Annotated in this window: 13 protein-coding genes; 12 read left to right on the forward strand and 1 reads right to left on the reverse strand. The window is 69.4% G+C overall.

Translation table 11 applies throughout. The annotated features are described in order from the left end of the window. Window positions 1-55 precede the first annotated feature (55 nt). From NVU01S_RS15895 to gatB, 11 genes are all read left to right on the forward strand, one after another. On the forward strand, window positions 56-1,381 hold the full coding sequence (locus NVU01S_RS15895; RefSeq protein WP_043680505.1) for a sensor histidine kinase: 1,326 nt from the start codon (window positions 56-58) through the stop codon (window positions 1,379-1,381). Next, the gene (locus tag NVU01S_RS15900) at window positions 1,378-2,073 is read left to right on the forward strand and encodes a response regulator (RefSeq protein ID WP_029898430.1); all 696 of its coding nucleotides are present in this window, start codon (window positions 1,378-1,380) and stop codon (window positions 2,071-2,073) included. The genes NVU01S_RS15895 and NVU01S_RS15900 overlap by 4 nt, the downstream gene beginning before the upstream one ends. A 136-nt stretch (window positions 2,074-2,209) precedes the next feature. Beyond that, window positions 2,210-4,792: a serine/threonine-protein kinase gene (locus NVU01S_RS45455; protein WP_052281300.1), complete on the forward strand. Its 2,583-nt coding sequence runs from the start codon at window positions 2,210-2,212 to the stop codon at window positions 4,790-4,792. A gap of 19 nt (window positions 4,793-4,811) precedes the next feature. Next, entirely contained in the window at window positions 4,812-5,672 is an 861-nt protein-coding gene (locus tag NVU01S_RS15910; RefSeq protein ID WP_043680508.1) for a serine hydrolase, read from the forward strand. A gap of 117 nt (window positions 5,673-5,789) precedes the next feature. Next, on the forward strand, window positions 5,790-7,442 hold the full coding sequence (locus NVU01S_RS15915) for a serine/threonine-protein kinase (protein ID WP_043680574.1): 1,653 nt from the start codon (window positions 5,790-5,792) through the stop codon (window positions 7,440-7,442). A gap of 101 nt (window positions 7,443-7,543) precedes the next feature. Then, on the forward strand, window positions 7,544-8,578 hold the full coding sequence (locus tag NVU01S_RS15920) for an ATP-dependent 6-phosphofructokinase (RefSeq protein WP_042254218.1): 1,035 nt from the start codon (window positions 7,544-7,546) through the stop codon (window positions 8,576-8,578). Between the two features lie 81 nt (window positions 8,579-8,659). Next, the gene (locus tag NVU01S_RS15925) at window positions 8,660-9,103 is read left to right on the forward strand and encodes a hypothetical protein (RefSeq protein WP_043680511.1); all 444 of its coding nucleotides are present in this window, start codon (window positions 8,660-8,662) and stop codon (window positions 9,101-9,103) included. A 48-nt stretch (window positions 9,104-9,151) separates the two neighbouring features. Further along, entirely contained in the window at window positions 9,152-10,291 is a 1,140-nt protein-coding gene (locus NVU01S_RS15930) for an MAB_1171c family putative transporter (protein WP_043680515.1), read from the forward strand. A 13-nt stretch (window positions 10,292-10,304) separates the two neighbouring features. After that, window positions 10,305-11,552 carry an MAB_1171c family putative transporter gene (locus tag NVU01S_RS15935; RefSeq protein ID WP_156161929.1) on the forward strand — a complete coding sequence of 416 codons (1,248 nt, stop codon included), beginning with the start codon at window positions 10,305-10,307 and terminating at the stop codon, window positions 11,550-11,552. A gap of 54 nt (window positions 11,553-11,606) precedes the next feature. After that, on the forward strand, window positions 11,607-12,989 hold the full coding sequence (locus NVU01S_RS15940; RefSeq protein WP_043680522.1) for an alpha/beta hydrolase family protein: 1,383 nt from the start codon (window positions 11,607-11,609) through the stop codon (window positions 12,987-12,989). A 133-nt stretch (window positions 12,990-13,122) separates the two neighbouring features. Continuing rightward, on the forward strand, window positions 13,123-14,628 hold the full coding sequence (gene gatB / locus NVU01S_RS15945) for an Asp-tRNA(Asn)/Glu-tRNA(Gln) amidotransferase subunit GatB (protein ID WP_042254046.1): 1,506 nt from the start codon (window positions 13,123-13,125) through the stop codon (window positions 14,626-14,628). Between the two features lie 58 nt (window positions 14,629-14,686). Here the strand turns inward: gatB and NVU01S_RS15950 are convergent, their stop codons facing one another. Further along, a complete protein-coding gene (locus NVU01S_RS15950; protein ID WP_043680525.1) occupies window positions 14,687-15,790 on the reverse strand; it encodes a PQQ-dependent sugar dehydrogenase in 1,104 nt (367 codons plus the stop codon). A gap of 178 nt (window positions 15,791-15,968) precedes the next feature. Here NVU01S_RS15950 and NVU01S_RS15955 point away from each other — a divergent pair, with 178 nt between their 5' ends. Next, window positions 15,969-16,829, forward strand: a complete 861-nt coding sequence (locus NVU01S_RS15955; protein WP_043680577.1) for a DoxX family protein — start codon at window positions 15,969-15,971, stop codon at window positions 16,827-16,829.

The raw sequence follows: 16,829 nt of genomic DNA on the forward strand, positions 1-16,829 counted from the left end.
ACGGACCGCTCGGGGAACGATGTATCGCCCGGTATCGGGCGGTTAGCCTTACCGCATGGGTGTGATCGGCGTCGCCGCGCCGGCCGGTGAGCCGGGGCGGGCGACCCGCGCGCGGCGCCGGGTGGCGCTGGGCTGGCGGCAGTCCAGGGCGCGGATCGCCGAATTCGTTCGAGAACCCGTCACCTCGTTTCAACGCCGGGTCGAGGAACTGCCGTTCGACTACCCGCCCTCGGTCATCGTGGCCGTGGATCTGTCGCTGTTCGTCGTCGCCGTCGCGGCGGCAATCCAGCGGCACAGCTACTTCCCGACCGTCCTGCCGATCATCGCGGTGCTGCTGACCGCCGCGTTCGGCCCGATGTACGCCTTCCTCGGGGTGATGCCGCGGCCGCTGACGCTCGGCCTGCTCGCCATGATCGCCGAGGCGCTGTTCCTGCTCCAGCCGGTCTCACCCGACCTCGCGCCGTTCGTACTGGTGGCCGCGGCGGGTGAGGTGGCGGCGATCGCGCCGAAATGGGTCAGCGTCCCGATCACCCTCGCGATGATGCTCGAACTGGTCGTGTTCGACCTGTATCGGGATATGGCACAGGGCTTGCCGACCTACGTGGTCGCCGTCGCGTTCGGCTGGATGGCCGGGCTGATGCTGCAATACCAACGCCGCTCGCTCTATCAGGAGCGCGGCTATCAGGACATTCGCGCGGCCCAGGCGGCCGACGAAGAACGCCGCCGGATCGCCCGCGAGGTGCACGACGTGATCGCGCACTCGCTGAGCATCACCCTGCTGCACATCACCGCGGCCCGGCACGCGCTGCGCACCGACCGCGATGTCGACGAGGCGGTGGAGGCGCTCACCGAAGCCGAGCAACTCGGTCGTCAGGCCATGGCCGATATCCGGCGCACCGTCGGGCTGCTCGATGCGCGACCGTCGAAGCTGGTGCCCGAGCCGACCGTGCAGGACATCGAGGCGCTGGTCGGCGATTTCGCACGCGCGGGTCTGGACGCGAAGTACCGGTGCACCGACGATCTGCGCGTGGTCTCGCCCGCGGTCGGTCTCGCGCTCTATCGGATCGGCCAGGAATCGCTGGCCAATGTCGTCAAGCACGCGCCGAGCAGTACGGCGACCGTGCGGGTGACGGTCGACGGCACGGCGGTCGCGCTGACCGTCGACAACAGCTTGCCGGTCGGCTTACCCGCCCAGCTCGGCACCGGCATGGGTCTGTCCGGGATGCGGCAGCGGGCCGAACTGCTCGGTGGCGAGCTGATCGCGGGTCCGTGCGCGCAGGGTTGGTCGGTGCGGGCCGCCATCCCGCTCGCGCCCACCCGCGGCGGCATGTTCTGCACGGTGTGGGAGCCGAACTCCCGCCGGACCCAGGAGGGTATGTGACAGCGGCATCGCCCGCGGGCGCCGAGGACGCGGTGACCGTTCTGGTGGTCGACGACCAGGAACTGGTCCGCGGCGGCTTGCGCCGGATCCTGCGCAGGCGCGACGGGTTCGTGGTCAGCGAATGCGCCGACGGCGACGAGGTGCTCGCCGCCGTCGCCGCCGAACGGCCCGACGTGGTGCTGATGGACCTGCGCATGAAACGGGTCGGCGGCATCGACGCCACCCGCATCCTGCGCGCCCGCGACGGCGCACCGCCGGTGCTGGTGCTGACCACCTTCGACGACGATCAGCTGCTCTCCGGTGCGCTACGCGCGGGCGCGGCGGGCTTCATCCTCAAGGATTCGCCGGCCGAGGATCTGATCCGCGCGGTGCGGACCGTCGCGGGCGGCGGCGCCTGGCTCGACCCGTCGGTCACCGAGCGGGTGCTCTCGACCTATCGCCGGATCCGGCCGAGCCCGACGCGGTCCGGCGCCCGGCTCGCCGAGCTGACCGCGCGCGAGTACGAGGTGCTCGAGCTGATCGGCCGCGGCCGGGTGAACGCCGAAATCGCCCGCGAACTCGGCATCTCGGAAGTGACGGTGAAAAGCCATGTCGGGCACATATTCGGCAAGCTGGAGCTGCGCGATCGGGCCGCGGCGATCGTCTTTGCGTTTGACCACGGGGTGGTGACACCCGGAGAATCCACTCTTTGACGGGCAAGGTCACGAGATCATAAACGTGCACTCCTGGCCCGGGATGTGGAGGATTGACGGGGTGGAGTCACCTGGACCGAGAACCGGCACACGGTTCGGGCCGTACGAATTGCGATCACTGCTGGGCAAGGGGGGCATGGGCGAGGTCTACGAGGCCTATGACACGGTGAAGAACCGGACGGTGGCGGTCAAGCTGCTGCACGAGGAACTCGCCGGCGACCCCGTGTACCAGGTGCGCTTCCGGCGCGAATCGCAGGCGGCCGCGCGGGTGGCCGAACCGCACATCATTCCGATCCACGACTGGGGCGTGATCGACGGTGTGCTGTTCATCGACATGCAGCTGATATCGGGCGTCGACCTGCGCACGCTGTTGCGCAGCGAGGGACCGCTGACCCCGGTGCGCGCGGTGGGCATCATCGAGCAGATCGCGTCGGCGCTGGACGCCGCGCACGCGGGCGGCCTGGTGCATCGCGACGTGAAACCCGCGAACATCTTGGTCACCGAGGCCGATCACGCCTACCTCGCCGATTTCGGCATCGCACATACCCAGGGTGACAGCGCCGTCACGGTCGTCGGCATGGCGGTCGGCTCCTACATCTACATGGCGCCCGAACGGTTCGACGTCGCCGAGATCACCGGCCGCGCCGACATCTATTCGCTGGCCTGCGTGCTGCACGAATGCCTGACCGGCGCCAGCCCGTTCCCCGCCGCCAGCATGAACGTGCTCATCCGCTCGCACCTCGCCGATTCGCCGCCGCGCGCGAGCGCGCAGCAGGCCGGCATTCCGGCCGGATTCGACGCGGTGATCAGCCGCGGCATGGCCAAGGATCCGGCCGATCGCTGGCCGAGCGCGTCCGAGATGGCCGCGGCCGCGCGCGCCGCGCTCACCACCGCGCCGCCGACCGGGCCGATGCTCGTCGTCCGCGCGCCCGCGCAGAATCGCGGCGCGGTGCCGCCGGAGTCGACCGGGGAGATCTCGGCGGTGATCCTGCCGAGCGCGCCGACGGTGGTGCGGCCGACCGAAATCCAGTTCACCACGCTGTCGGAGCAGGAGCCGGTGGCGCCGCTCGGCCCGCCCCCGCGCTGGACGCCGGACCAGGCGCTCCCGCCGATGCGCCCGTTCCCGGACGCCCACCTGTACACCGACCAGGGCGCAGCGCAAGGCTATTCGGCCCCGCAAGGGTTCGCCGCACAGCCGGGCCCGCCGGAATACCCGGATCGCCCCGATACTCCTCGCTACCCGGAGCAGCCCGGTCCCCAGGGATCCTCAGCGCAGCGTGGTTACCCGGACCCTTCCCGCGCGCAGGGATATCCGGCGCAGTCGAACGCGACGGGACACCCGGAAGAATCCGGCCCGCCCAGTTTCCCGACACACTCCGGCAATCCGGACTACCCGGCGCAACCCGGTGCCTCGAGGTTCGCCGAAGATGCTGCCGCGCAGGATTATGCAGAACGGTCCGGTGGGCCGGGCTTCGCCGACGACTCCGCCGCGCAGGCCTACCCGGAACGGTCCGGTAGGCCGGGCTTCGCCGAGGACCCTGCCGCGCAGGGCTATTCGGGACCGCCCGGCGGAGCGGGGTTTACTGACGACTCTGCCGCGCAGGGCTATTCGGAGCGGTCCGGCTCGGCGGGGTATGCCGAGCACCAGGCGTATTCGGCGCAATCCGATGGGCCGGATTATCCGGGCCAGGGTGGGGCGCAAGGGCATTCGGGTTCCCGATACGACGCGGATTACGGTCCGCTGGGCGCTGCCGCACAGGGTGGTGGGCAAGAATATTCGGAACAGTCGGATCCGCGCGGGTATCCCGATCAGCCCGGCCCACAGGCGTATTCGGCGCATCCGGGTGCGCAGGCGTACTCCGCCGACGAACCGTTCGTGGGCGGACAGGCGTATTCGGACGCCCCGTCCTACGCGACGCGGAAGTTCCCGGACGCGCCCGGCTATCCCGCGCCGGGCCAGGCGGAAGACTACCCGGCCGACCATGCGCCGACCCAGGCTTATTCGGCCCCTGCTGCCTACTCCGCCGCGGACCCGTATGCGAGTCCGGACGAATACGGTGGTCCCGCAGCGTATTCCGAGCCGGGCAGTCATGCGCGCGCCGACTATCCGCCGCAGAGCAATTACGCGAGTCAGCGGGATTACGGCGATCCGGGCTACGCCGACGACTACGACGAGTATGACGACGACCAGTACGCCCCGCCCGCGAAGGGCCGCTCCATCGTGCTGCCCATCCTGATCGCAGTGGCCACCATCGTGGTGATCTCGGTCGGCGGTGTGGTGGGCTGGCAGGTGTTCGGCTCGGGCACCGGGCAACCGAAGACGACATCAGATCAGCAGGCGGTCGCCCCCGGGCCGTCGACGAGTGCCCCGGCCCCGGCGCCGGCGACCTCGTCCACGCCGCCGGTGACGACCACACCGACCAAACCGGGCGCGGTCACGCTGCCCGCCGGTGCGAAGCCGTGCAACCAGGGCACACCGGTGCAGGGCGCGTTCACCCAGTCGGCCACCGGCTCCGCCGTGACGAGTTGCCAGTTCGCCGAGGAAGTCCGGCGGGCCTACGCCGAAATGAATACCGCGCAAGGCGGTTCGCGCGATGCGCCGCGCACAGTCGTGGCGACCAGCCCGGTCACCGGCCGGGCCTACACGATGAGTTGCCGCAGCGAGGGCCAGTTGGTCACGTGCAGCGGCGGTGAAAACGCGGTGGTGTATGTATATTGATCGATTCCGTGCGGCTCGAATGCGAAAAGCGTTGGGCGGCGCGGTATTAGCCATGCTCGTGGTGTCCGGCTGCGGCACCGGTGCCGAGCAGTCGGCCGCTGAGCAGACCAGCATCACCGAGGCCGCCTCGCACGCGGATCAAAAGGGCCTGTCGATCACCGTGCCCGGCACGCTGGCGGCCGGGGTCGCCGAGTTGCAGGCCGGGGTCCGCGGGCATCTGGGCATGGCGATGATGCCCGTGGGCGGCGACCAGGTGGTCAGCTTCGGCGACTGGAGCACCGGGCCCGCCTGGTCGACCATGAAGGTGCCGTTGACGATCGCCGCACTGCGCCGCGATTCCAGCAGTTCCAATTACGCCGCCTCCGCGGCGATCACGGCCTCCGACAACGCCGCCGCCGACACGCTCTGGCAGTCGCTCGGCAGCGGTCAGGACGCGGCGCAGGCCGTGCAGTCGGTGTTGCGGGAGGGCGGGGACAGCAAGACCACCGTGCCCGCCACCCGGTCCAGGCCCGAGCATTCGGCGTTCGGTCAGGCGGATTGGTCGCTCACCGAACAGGTCCGCTTCGCCTCCCGGCTGCCCTGCCTGCCGGCGACCGCGAACGTCATCGACCTGATGGAGCAGGTGCAGCCGAGCCAGCGCTGGGGCCTCGGCGCCTTCTCCGGCGCGGAGTTCAAGGGCGGCTGGGGCCCGGACCCGAAGGGCGCGTATCTGGTCCGGCAGTTCGGGGTGATCTCGGCGCCGTCCGGGCAGATCGCCGTCGCGTTCGCCGCGCAGGCGGATTCGGGTGCGTTCTCCGACGGTATGACGATCCTGGACAAGCTGGCCACGCTCATTTCCCAGCACATCGACGAGCTGTCCGGCGGCACGTGTCCCGCCTGATCCGGCGCACTTGACCGGGTAACGGCGACACCCGAGAATCCCGACGTATCGGATGTGGGCCCGGCAGGGCCTACGGTTGTGGTGCGCCGGGTCGCGCGCGTGAGTGGAGGTAACGGGGTGGACGGACCGCGGACGCGGATCGGCACGGTTTTCGGTCCGTACCAGTTGCGTTCCTTGCTGGGCCGCGGCGGCATGGGCGAGGTGTACGAGGCCTACGACACGGTGAAGGACCGGGTGGTCGCGGTCAAACTGCTGCCCACCGACCTCGCGAAGGATCCCGTTTTCCAGCAGCGGTTCCGGCGCGAATCGCAGGCGGCCGCGCGGCTGGCCGAACCGCACGTCATCCCGATCCACGACTGGGGCGAGATCGACGGCGTGCTCTACATCGACATGCGCCTGGTGCGCGGGCACGACCTGCGTTCGGTCCTGCGCGGTGAGGGGCCGCTGTCGCCGGCCCGCGCGATCGGCATCCTCGAGCAGATCGCGTCGGCGCTGGATGCCGCGCACGCCGAAGGGCTGGTGCACCGCGACGTCAAGCCCGCCAACATTCTGGTCACCGCCTCGGAGTTCGCCTACCTCGCCGACTTCGGCATCGCCCGGTCCGCGCAGGACCCCGACATGACCGGCACCGGCGCGGCCGCGATCGGTTCGTACAGCTACATCGCGCCGGAGCGTTTCGAGAACGGTCCGGTCACCGGGACCGCCGATGTCTACTCGCTGGCCTGCGTCCTGTACGAATGCCTCACCGGCACACAGCCTTTCCAGGCCGACGCGATGAGTGTGCTGATCCGGTCCCATCTTTCGGCGCCGCCGCCGCGACCGAGCCTGGTCCGCGCGGGCGTACCCGCCGCGCTGGACGAGGTGGTCGTGCGTGGCATGGCGAAGAAACCCACCGACCGCTACTCGACCGCGGGCGGTTTGGCTTCGGCCGCGAAATCGGCGCTCACCGGCCGCGCGGTGGTCGCGATCTCGCAGCTGCCGACCGACCGGATGAACCTGGTGTCGCCCAAAGCGCCGCCGACCGTGGTGTTCCCGGCGGTCGCCCCGGACGACCCGAATCCGAGTGCCCTGCCGACAGACGCGATCGCGCGTCCGCCGGGCGGGCGCGTGCCGGTGGACACCGGACCGAGGCGGCCTGATCCGGGACGGAGCTTCGTCGGCCCACCGCACGCACATCGCGCCGATCCGCTCAGCCATACCGACCCGCCACGGGAGCCGCAGCGGACCGACTCCGGACGTGGCGAACCGCGCGAGGATGCGGTGGTTCGGCGTGCCGTCGGCAGCAGCCGGGTCTACCGCGCCGATGCCGAGCCGAATACCGAACAGCGACAAGCCGATTCGACCGGTGAGCCGGATACCCCGGTCCAGGCCGCGCGTCGATCGCGTTCGGGCAAGCCGAGATTGATCGCCGCCTTCGTGATCGTCGCGCTCGCGTTGATCGGCGTCGGCGGCTGGTTGCTGCGGGAAAAGCTCACGCCGGACCCGGTCACCCCGACCCTCGCGCCGGTGCCCGCCAACGCCAAAGGGTGTGCGACGAAGTATCCACCCATGGGTCGCTTCACCTACTCCGCCATCGGCACCTCGGCCACCACCTGCGAATTCGCGGAGGAGGTACGCAAGGCGTACGGCACCGGCCCGGACACCGACGGCACCCGTCCGGTCGCCGCGTTCAGTCCCGCCACCCAGCAGGACTACACGATGGAGTGCGTCACGCGCGACGGTCTGGTCACCTGTATCGGCGGGGCGAACGCGATCGTCTACATCTACTGAATAGCGCGCAGCCGCCGTCAGGCCGAATCCGCGCACGCTGTTACGCAGGGTTTATGGGGGTCGACCTGCCGCGCGTGGCCGAGCCGGGCAAGATAGCGGCCATGCGCATCGGAGTTTTGACCGGAGGCGGCGACTGCCCTGGACTGAACGCGGTCATCCGTGCTGTCGTTCGCACCGCGAACGGCCGCTACGGCGACGCGATCGTCGGCTTCGAGGACGGTTGGCGTGGTCTATTGGAGGATCGCAAGATTCAGATCCACAACGACGATCGCACCGACCGGTTACTCGCCAAGGGCGGCACCATCCTCGGCACCGCTCGCACCAATCCCGACGTCCTGCGCGCCGGACTCGGCCGGATCAAGCGCACCCTGGACGACAACGGCATCGACGCGTTGATCCCGATCGGCGGCGAGGGCACGCTCACCGCGGCCAGCTGGCTGTCCGACGAAGGCGTGCCGGTGGTCGGCGTGCCCAAGACCATCGACAACGACATCGACTGCACCGACGTGACTTTCGGTCACGACACCGCGCTGAGCATCGCCAGCGAGGCGATCGACCGGCTGCACACCACCGCGGAATCGCACCAGCGCGTGATGCTGGTCGAGGTGATGGGCCGGCACGCGGGCTGGATCGCGGTGAACGCGGGCATGGCGGCCGGCGCACACCTGACGCTGGTGCCCGAGGTGCCGTTCGACGTGGACCAGGTGTGCACCATGATCAAGCGTCGTTTCCAGCGCGGCGACAAGCATTTCATCTGCGTCGTCGCCGAAGGTTCGCATCCCGCCGAGGATTCCGGCTTCGCGCTGCGCGCGGGCGGGATCGATGAGTTCGGGCACGAACGGTTCACCGGTGTCGCCCAGCAGCTCGGCGCGGAGATCGAACGTCGCATCGGCAAGGAGGTCCGGACCACCGTGCTCGGTCACGTGCAGCGCGGCGGCAGCCCCACGCCCTACGATCGCGTCCTGGCCACCCGCTTCGGCCTGCACGCCGCGGAGGCGGTGCACGCCGGTCAGTTCGGTCAGATGGTCGCCCTGCACGGCAGCGCCATCGAACTCGTCCCGCTGTCCGAGGCCACCAAACAGCTCAAGCGGGTGCCGTCCGAGCGCTACCAGGAAGCCGAGGCGTTCTTCGGCTGATCCGGCCCGGCCGATCCGCTGGGTCCCCGGGACACAGCGGATCGCCGCCTGACCGGCGATAACCGAGTTACCCTGGCTGGCATGGCCGACCTCGCTGTGCACGACCTGCCCGACGCCGCCCGGACCGTCCTGCGCCGCCGCGCCGACGCCGCCGGTCTCCCGCTGACCACCTACCTGCGGGCGGAGCTGATCGCGCTGGCCGACCGACGCAGCTCCGACGACACCGTCGTCGAGTTCCTCGAAGCCGAGGGCCGCGATCTGACGCCCGAGATCGATGCGGCCGCCGTCGCGCTCGTGGACACCTACGACCTGCCCGCCGCCGCGCTGGCCACCTTCGGTCGCCGCGCCCACGCCGCCGATCTTCCGCTCGGCGCCTACGTGCGCCGCGCTCTCATCGCCTCGGCCCGCCGCGCCACCGTCGACGACGCGATGCTCGAATTTTGTGCACTCCGAGACGAGAACCCCGCTCTCGGCCTCGATCTGGCCGCACTCGCCGACTCCGTCCGCTACGCGCGCGGCGAGTGACGGTCGTTCGCTGACGCGGTTCCGCGGCGCAGGTCAGGAGTTCGGTCGGTGGGGTCGGCGGTGCCCGGGTCCGTCGCATGGTGGGTGATCGGTTATGTCGCGGCGGTCGGCGCGGCCAGGCTGGTCTTCGCCACGGAGACGATGAGCGACCGGCTGATCAACTGGTTGATCGGGTGGACGCTGGCCGGTCTGCTGCTGTACCGATGCACGCCGACGCCCGATATCGCCAGTCTGCCGAATCAGCTCGCGCTGGGCTGCATCGTCATGACCGGCATGTATCTCTACGGACTGAGCCGGTTGTGGGAGACCGAGGCGGATCCGGCCGAGACGCGTTGGCGCCAGCGCGTTTACAACGGCGTCGCGGTGCTGTCGACCGTGGTGATCGTGTTCGCCGGTCCGGCGGCGGCGGGCGCGGGCCGGCTGAGCGATCAGACGATCAATTGGGGCGGTGTCGTCGTCTGGACGGCGTTCGCCCTGCCGCAGGCGGCGGCCTCGGTGGTGCTGGTCCGGTTGTCCGTCCGGGAACTGCGCCGCGGCACGCTCGACACCTTCGTGCAGGTGGTCTGCTGTTCGATCGTCGTCGCGTGCCTGCCGTTCTGGGTCGAGCAACAGCTCCCGTGGTTGCGGTTGGCATTCGGGTGGGATGTGGCGTATCCGCATATCGCGCGGGTGGAGTTCCTGTTCACGTTCGATACCGCGCTCGTCGTCGCGACCCTGTTCGTGGTCCCGGTCCTCGGCCGGCTGCCCGGGCTGGTGGGCTGGGATCGCGACGGCCGCCTCTGCCGCCGGTTGCGGCCGCTCTGGCGCGCGGTCACCGCCGCGGTCCCCGAGATCGTCATGGACCCTGCCGCGAGTGGCCAACACCGCGGCGACTCCACCGCGCGCTTGGTGCGCATGACCGTCGAGATCCGCGACGCACTCCTGCATCTCGGCCCCTACCTCCCCGCAGACCCCGCACCACCCCGGCGAAACACACCTGATCAGCAGCTACGCGACTACGCGAGCCGGCTCCAGCAGGCCGCACACGCCCGCCGGACCGGCCTCGCCCCACCCACCTGCAACCCTGCCCCGCAACCCTTCCCGACCGCCCAAGACTTCGACACCGAACTCCGCCACCTACTGGACCTCGCCCGCGTATGGCCGCCGTCGCCCCCTGCCCTTCCCCGCGTCCGCAGGACAGTCGGCTGAGAAGCGTGATCGCGTGTCCCGGCGCGTTGGTCCAGTCGACTCGGCGGTGGCCTGCGGCTATTCTGCTGCGCGGGAAGAGCAGGAGGGGATCCATTTGGCGCCGCCGATTCCAGGTTTCGTACTGTGGTCGGCGATCGGCTATGTCGGGCTCGTTGCCGCGGCGCGACTGTTGTTCGCGCGGGCCACCACGGTCGATCGATTGGTCAATTGCTTGCCGCTGTGCAGTCTGGCGGGCCTGCTGCTCTATCGCTTCGCGCCGACGCCGGATATCTCCGAGGTCATGACGCAGTTGGCGTTGGGCTGCGTCGTCCTGCTCGGAATGTACCTCTACGGTCTGGGCCGGCTGTGGGAATCCGATGCGGATTCGGAGCTGACCTGGCGCAGGCAACGGATCTACTGCGCGGTGGCGGCCGCGGCGACAGCGGTATTCCTGACGGCCGGGCCGTCTGCCGGTGCCGTCGGCCGGCTCGCCGATCAGCAGCTCAATTGGGGCGGCGTCGCGGTCTGGGCGGCGTTCGGCGTTCCCCAGTTGGGCACTGCCCTGTTGATGTTTCGCCTGTGCCGACGCGAACTCAGCAGTGCGCAGACGCGGCCGTCGACGAAAACCCTCTGCCTTCTCATCCTTGTCGCGCTGGTGCCGTTCGGTGCCGATCTGGTGCTCGGCGCGGGCGAGATAGCGCTCGGCTGGGATGTGCCGTATCCGCATATCGCTCGTGTAGAGATCATCTTCGTCTGTACCGCCGTGCTCACCTCGACACTCGCGGGGACCCGGATGATCGAATCCCTGCTCGCGTACGCCGAATGGGATCGTGACGGGCGCATCTGTCGTCGGCTGCGGCCGCTGTGGCGAGACGTCACGGCGGCTGTGCCGGAAATCGTGCTGGATCCGGACCCGGCCGACGGCTCCGATTCCACCGCTCGGCTGCTTCGCACGATGGTCGAGATACGTGATGCGCTGCTGCATCTTTCGCCCTATCTACCAGTCGTCGATGCCGCTGCGCAGGGGCCGCCGACGGACTGTGCGATGAGCGACTACGCACTCCGGCTCGCAGTGGCGGTCCGTTCGCGACAGGTGGGTTTCGCACCGCTGAATACCGGTCCGGTGCCGCAGGCTCTGCTCGCCGCTCAGGATTTCGACACCGAACTCCGTCAGGCACTGGCCCTGGCACAGGTCTGGCCTGCCGCGCGCGCTGCGGTGGACGGTATGGCGTCCGGTGCGCGGAAATCAGTCGTCAGCACTGCGGGCACTCGCCATTTCTGATATCCCCAAAACGTTCCGGCGGACCTTCCGATTTCGCTCTGTACTGTTGATCTCATGCGCACCGGGCGAGTTGTCGCGTTGGCTCTGTTCGTCATTGCCGTGTTGGTCGCGGGGTGTTCGCGGTCGGATTCGAATCCACCGGAACCGACCACGGGCGACTGGCACGGGGCGATCGAGATACCCGGGCAGCCGGTCGAGGTCGGGGTGACGTTCACCGACAAGGGCACGGCCACCATCGACATCCCGAAGCAGAGTATGTCGGCGGTCGAGTTGAAGGATGTGCGCTCCGATCGCAACGGGGTGTCCTGGGCGATCGCGGACGTGCCCGGCGAGCCGAAGTTCCAAGGCATCTACGACAAAGCCGCCGACCGGATCAACGGCGACTTCGTCCAGGGCGGACAGACTTTCAAGCTGTCGTTGCAGCGCGGCAAGATCGCCCCGCTGGCCCGGCCGCAGACACCGCAGCCGCCGTTCCCGTACAAGTCCGAGGACGTCACCTACCGCAACGGCGATATCACCATCGCGGGCACGCTGACCAAGCCGGAAGGTGACGGCAAGTTCCCGGCCGTCCTCATGATCACCGGCAGCGGCCCGCAGAACCGCGACGAAGAACTGTTCGGGCACAAGCCTTTCCTGGTGATCGCGGACAGCCTGACCAAGGCGGGTTACGCGGTGCTGCGCACCGATGACCGTGGTGTCGGCGGCACGAGCGGCAAGCTGGACGATGCGAACTACACCGATCTCGCCGGTGATGCCGCGGCCGGCGTCGGCTTCCTGCGCGGCCGTCCGGACATCGACCCGGCGCGGGTCGGCCTGTTCGGGCACAGCGAGGGCGGCTACCTCGCCCCGCTGGTCGCCGCCCGCCCGGACAGCGGCGTCGCCTTCGTCATCGCGATGGCCGGACCCGCCGTGAGCGGCGCGGACGTGCTGATCGAGCAGACCAAGCTGATCGGCGCCGCGAACGGCACCCCCGCCGACGAGCTGGACAAGTCGGTGCGGCAGACCACCGAGATCTCGGCGCTGCTGCAGGCCGGTGACATCGCGGGCGCGAAGGCGTTGGCGCGCAAGCAGAACGCCGAATCCCCGCCCGACCAGCGGGCGACCGACGAGCAGATCGACGCGAGCATGACCACGTACTTCGCGGCGTTGATCGCCTACGACCCGGCCCCGGCGCTGCAGGCGCTGCGCATGCCGGTGCTCGCGTTCTACGGCGGCAAGGATCTGCAGGTGCCGCCCGCACAGAGCGAAGGGCCGATGCGCGCGAACCTCGCCGGCGACCCGGACGCGACGGTCCACGTGTTCCCCGGTCTGAACCACCTGATGCAACCCACCCAGACCGGCAATCCCAAGGAATACGTCGACATCGAGACCAGCGTCGCACCCGAGGTTCTCACCTACGTCACAGCCTGGTTGACCCAGCGCATCCCGCCGAAGTAGGCGGGGTGTGAGCCCGTGCGATCTGGTCGAAGGGCTTACATAGACTGTGGGGCATGAGTGAGCGCAGCGAGCGAAAAATGGGCACAGCCACCGGTGCGGTCATGCCGGAGCTGAGCGTCAGCGAGGCGCAGGCATGAGTGCACCCACAGTCGACTTGATGGACTATTCGGATGTCATCGCCCGGTTCGAGCCGGTGCTTGGCATGGAGGTTCACGTCGAGCTGTCCACCGCGACCAAGATGTTCTGCGGTTGCCCGACCGAATTCGGCGCCGAGCCGAACACCCAGGTGTGCCCGGTGTGCCTCGGTCTGCCCGGCTCGCTGCCGGTGGTGAACGAGAAGGCCGTCGAGTCGGCCATCCGCATCGGGCTCGCGCTGAACTGTTCGATCACGCCGTGGGGCCGGTTCGCGCGCAAGAACTACTTCTACCCCGATCAGCCGAAGAACTACCAGATCAGCCAGTACGACGAGCCGATCGCCACGAACGGTCACCTCGACGTGGTGCTCGACGACGGCAGCACGTTCCGGGTGGAGATCGAGCGCGCGCACATGGAGGAGGACACCGGCAAGTCGACCCACGTCGGCGGTGCCACGGGCCGTATCCATGGCGCCAGCCACTCGCTGCTCGACTACAACCGCGCGGGTGTGCCGCTGATCGAGATCGTCACCAAGCCGATCACCGGTGCGGGGGAGCGGGCGCCGGAGGTGGCGCGTGCCTATGTGACCGCGCTGCGTGAGGTGCTCAAATCGCTCGACGTGTCCGACGTCAAGATGGAGCAGGGCTCGCTGCGCTGCGACGCCAACGTCTCGCTGATGGATATCGGCGCAACGGAATTCGGCACCCGCACCGAGACCAAGAACGTCAACTCGCTCAAGAGTGTCGAGGTCGCGGTGCGCTTCGAGATGCGCAGGCAGGCCGCGGTGCTGGCCGGCGGCGGCAGCATCGTGCAGGAGACCAGGCATTTCCACGAGACCGACGGCACCACCTCGCCGGGCCGGGTCAAGGAGACCGCCGAGGACTACCGCTACTTCCCTGAACCGGATCTGGAACCTGTTGCGCCCGCGGCGGATTGGGTGGAACAGCTGCGGGGCACCATTCCGGAGTACCCGTGGTTGCGCCGGGCCCGGATCCAGGCCGACTGGGGCCTGTCCGACGAGGTGATGCGCGATCTGGTGAACGCGGGCGCGCTCGATCTGATCATCGCCACCGTCGACGCGGGCGCCCCGGCCAACGAAGCCCGCTCCTGGTGGGTCGCCTATCTGACCGAAAAGGCCAAGGAGCGCGAGGTTTCGCTGGAGGACCTGCCGATCACCCCGGCCCAGGTCGCCGCGGTGATCAACCTGGTCGAGGCGAAGACGGTGAACAACAAGGTCGCCAAGCAGGTCGTCGACTTCGTGCTGGCGGGTGAGGGTGATCCGGCGCAGATCGTCGAGGCCAAAGGCTTGGGCATGGTCAGCGACGACAGCGCGCTGCAGGCCGAGGTCGAGAAGGCGCTCGCCGCGAACCCCGATATCGCCGAGAAGATCCGCTCCGGCAAGGTGCAGGCCGCGGGCAAGATCGTCGGCGATGTCATGAAGGCCACCCGTGGTCAGGCCGACGCCGCGCGGGTGCGCGAACTCGTCATCGCCGCTTGCAGCTGAGTGCTGGAACAGATCAAGGGCCGACTCCGCGGAGTCGGCCCCTGATCTGTGTCTGCGGCTAGTCCGGGCCGCCGCCACCCGCCTGCGGCGGTGGAATGCGTACCACCCGATCGTCATTCGGCCCCGGTTGGCCGTCGGTCTTGTTCACCGTGCCCACCCAGATGGTGCCGTCGGGACCGACCGCCGCGCCACCGAGCTGCCCGTACTTGTCCTGCGCGAGCATGGTGGGGGCGGCGGTGACGGCGTGGGTGTTCGGGTCGGCGGCCGCGATGGCCAGCGCCTTGCCCTTGGTCAGTGAGATCGCCACGCCATCGGTGGCGGCGGCGCAGCCCGCGACACCGGGACGGTCGGGCCAGGTCCACGCGGTGGTGACGCTGCCGTCGCCGCCGAGTCGTTGCAGCCGGTCCTCGACGGCGGTGCGATCGGTGATCCAGACGCTGTCCTTGCTGTCCCGGCAGATATCGCCCGCGATCCCGATGCCCGAGAGGGCGACCTCGGCGTTCGCGCCCGGTGCGGGCGAGTTGACCCGCAGCAGCTTGCCCGCCAGCGAGGACGGCGAACTCGCCGCGCCGGGATTGCCCGCGTCGCCGGTGAGCACCAGCATCTGACCGGGCGTGGCGAATTCGATGGCACCGTGATTTCCGCTCGGCCCCTTGGGGATTCCGGTCAGGATGTCCTTGGGCGGTCCGCCGCCCTCGGCGATCCGCACCACCCGGTTGTCGCTCGCCGTGGTGATGTAGGCGTAGATCAGCCCGTCCTCGTGGAAGGTGGGGGAGAGCACGATATCGCTCAGGCCGCCGTCGCTCGAGCCGTCCACGTCTACGCGGGCGAATTCGGTGGTCGGCGTCTCGGGGGCGACCTTGAGGATGCGTCCGGTGCGGCGCTCGGCGACCAGTGCGCCGTCGCCGAGCGCGACCAAACCGCCGGTGGTGTCCAGGCAGGTGGCCACCACGGCCGGATCCGGGTCGATGCACGGCCCGCTGGGGCGGGTGGTCGAGGTGGGCGGCTGCGACGGCTTCTTCGGGTCGATGTTCGCGCCGTGCAGCGTCGGCTCGGGGGTGAACGGGCTCGACGCCGAATCATCGAACCGCGCGCATCCGGTCACCAGCGCGGACCCCACCGCCACGGTCACCGCGACGCGACCAATGCCAACCAACCTCATAGCTCAGACGTTACGGAAATCTTCTCGCCCGCGCCCCTTCGCCCCACCTTTGTGCCCGGGTATTTCGTCCCGGGGCGGGCCGGCCCGGAATCGGGCGCGGCGCTGTTGCCCGTGACACAGCGTCTCGCGCGCCGTGTTCGGGGCCTGTTCCGGGGGAGCGCGGCTTAAGGTATTGGCCGTGACCGACAAGTCGAAAGACACTTCCGAATCCTCGGCGGCCCAGGGTGCGACGCCGTCCACGGCCGAGCAGTCGGCGGTGTCGTCCACCGGTCGGGGCGTCAGCAGCCCCTTCGATTCGCCGACCGAGCAGTTCCCGAAGCTGACCAAGGACGTGCCGCGCACGGACGACGAACTCGGCCTCGACCCCGGACCCGACGTGCCGACCGTCGGCGCGGACGGCCTTTCGGCCGACGCCCCCACCTATGCCTACGCGAGCATCCCGCCCGCCGCGAACCCGCCGGGCGACACCGCCCGGTTGCGTCGCCGCAACCGCGAAACCCAGCGCGGCACCCTGGATTTCGGCTTGTTCCTGCTGCGCCTGGTGGTCGGCGGCACGTTCATCTATCACGGCCTGCAGAAGCTGACCGGCTGGTTCCACGGCCCCGGGTTGGACGGCACCCGCGACATGATGGCCAACGGCGGCTGGGATCACCCCACCCTGTCGGCCATCCTGGTCACGGTCGGCGAGCTCGGCGGCGGTGTGCTGCTCGTGCTCGGCCTGGCCACCCCGTTCGCCGCGGGTGCCCTGCTCGCCGTGATCCTCGACGCGTGGGCCTGGAAGCAGGGGATGATCCCCGGCTTCCAGTACAAGGCAGGCGTGCAGACCGGCGTCGAAATGGAGAGCATCCTCGTCGGCATCACCGCCGTGCTCGTTCTCACCGGTCCGGGCCGCTGGGCGCTCGATCGCAACCGCGGCTGGGCCACCCGCCCGTTCGCCGGTTCCTTCGCGGTGCTCGTGCTGGCCATCGCCGCAGCCGTACTCGCCTACTGGTACCTGCACGGCGGCAATCCCCTGACCGGAATCGGTCCCTTCGACTGA

Source organism: Nocardia vulneris, from assembly GCF_001613425.1.
Taxonomy (GTDB): Bacteria; Actinomycetota; Actinomycetes; order Mycobacteriales; family Mycobacteriaceae; genus Nocardia; species Nocardia vulneris.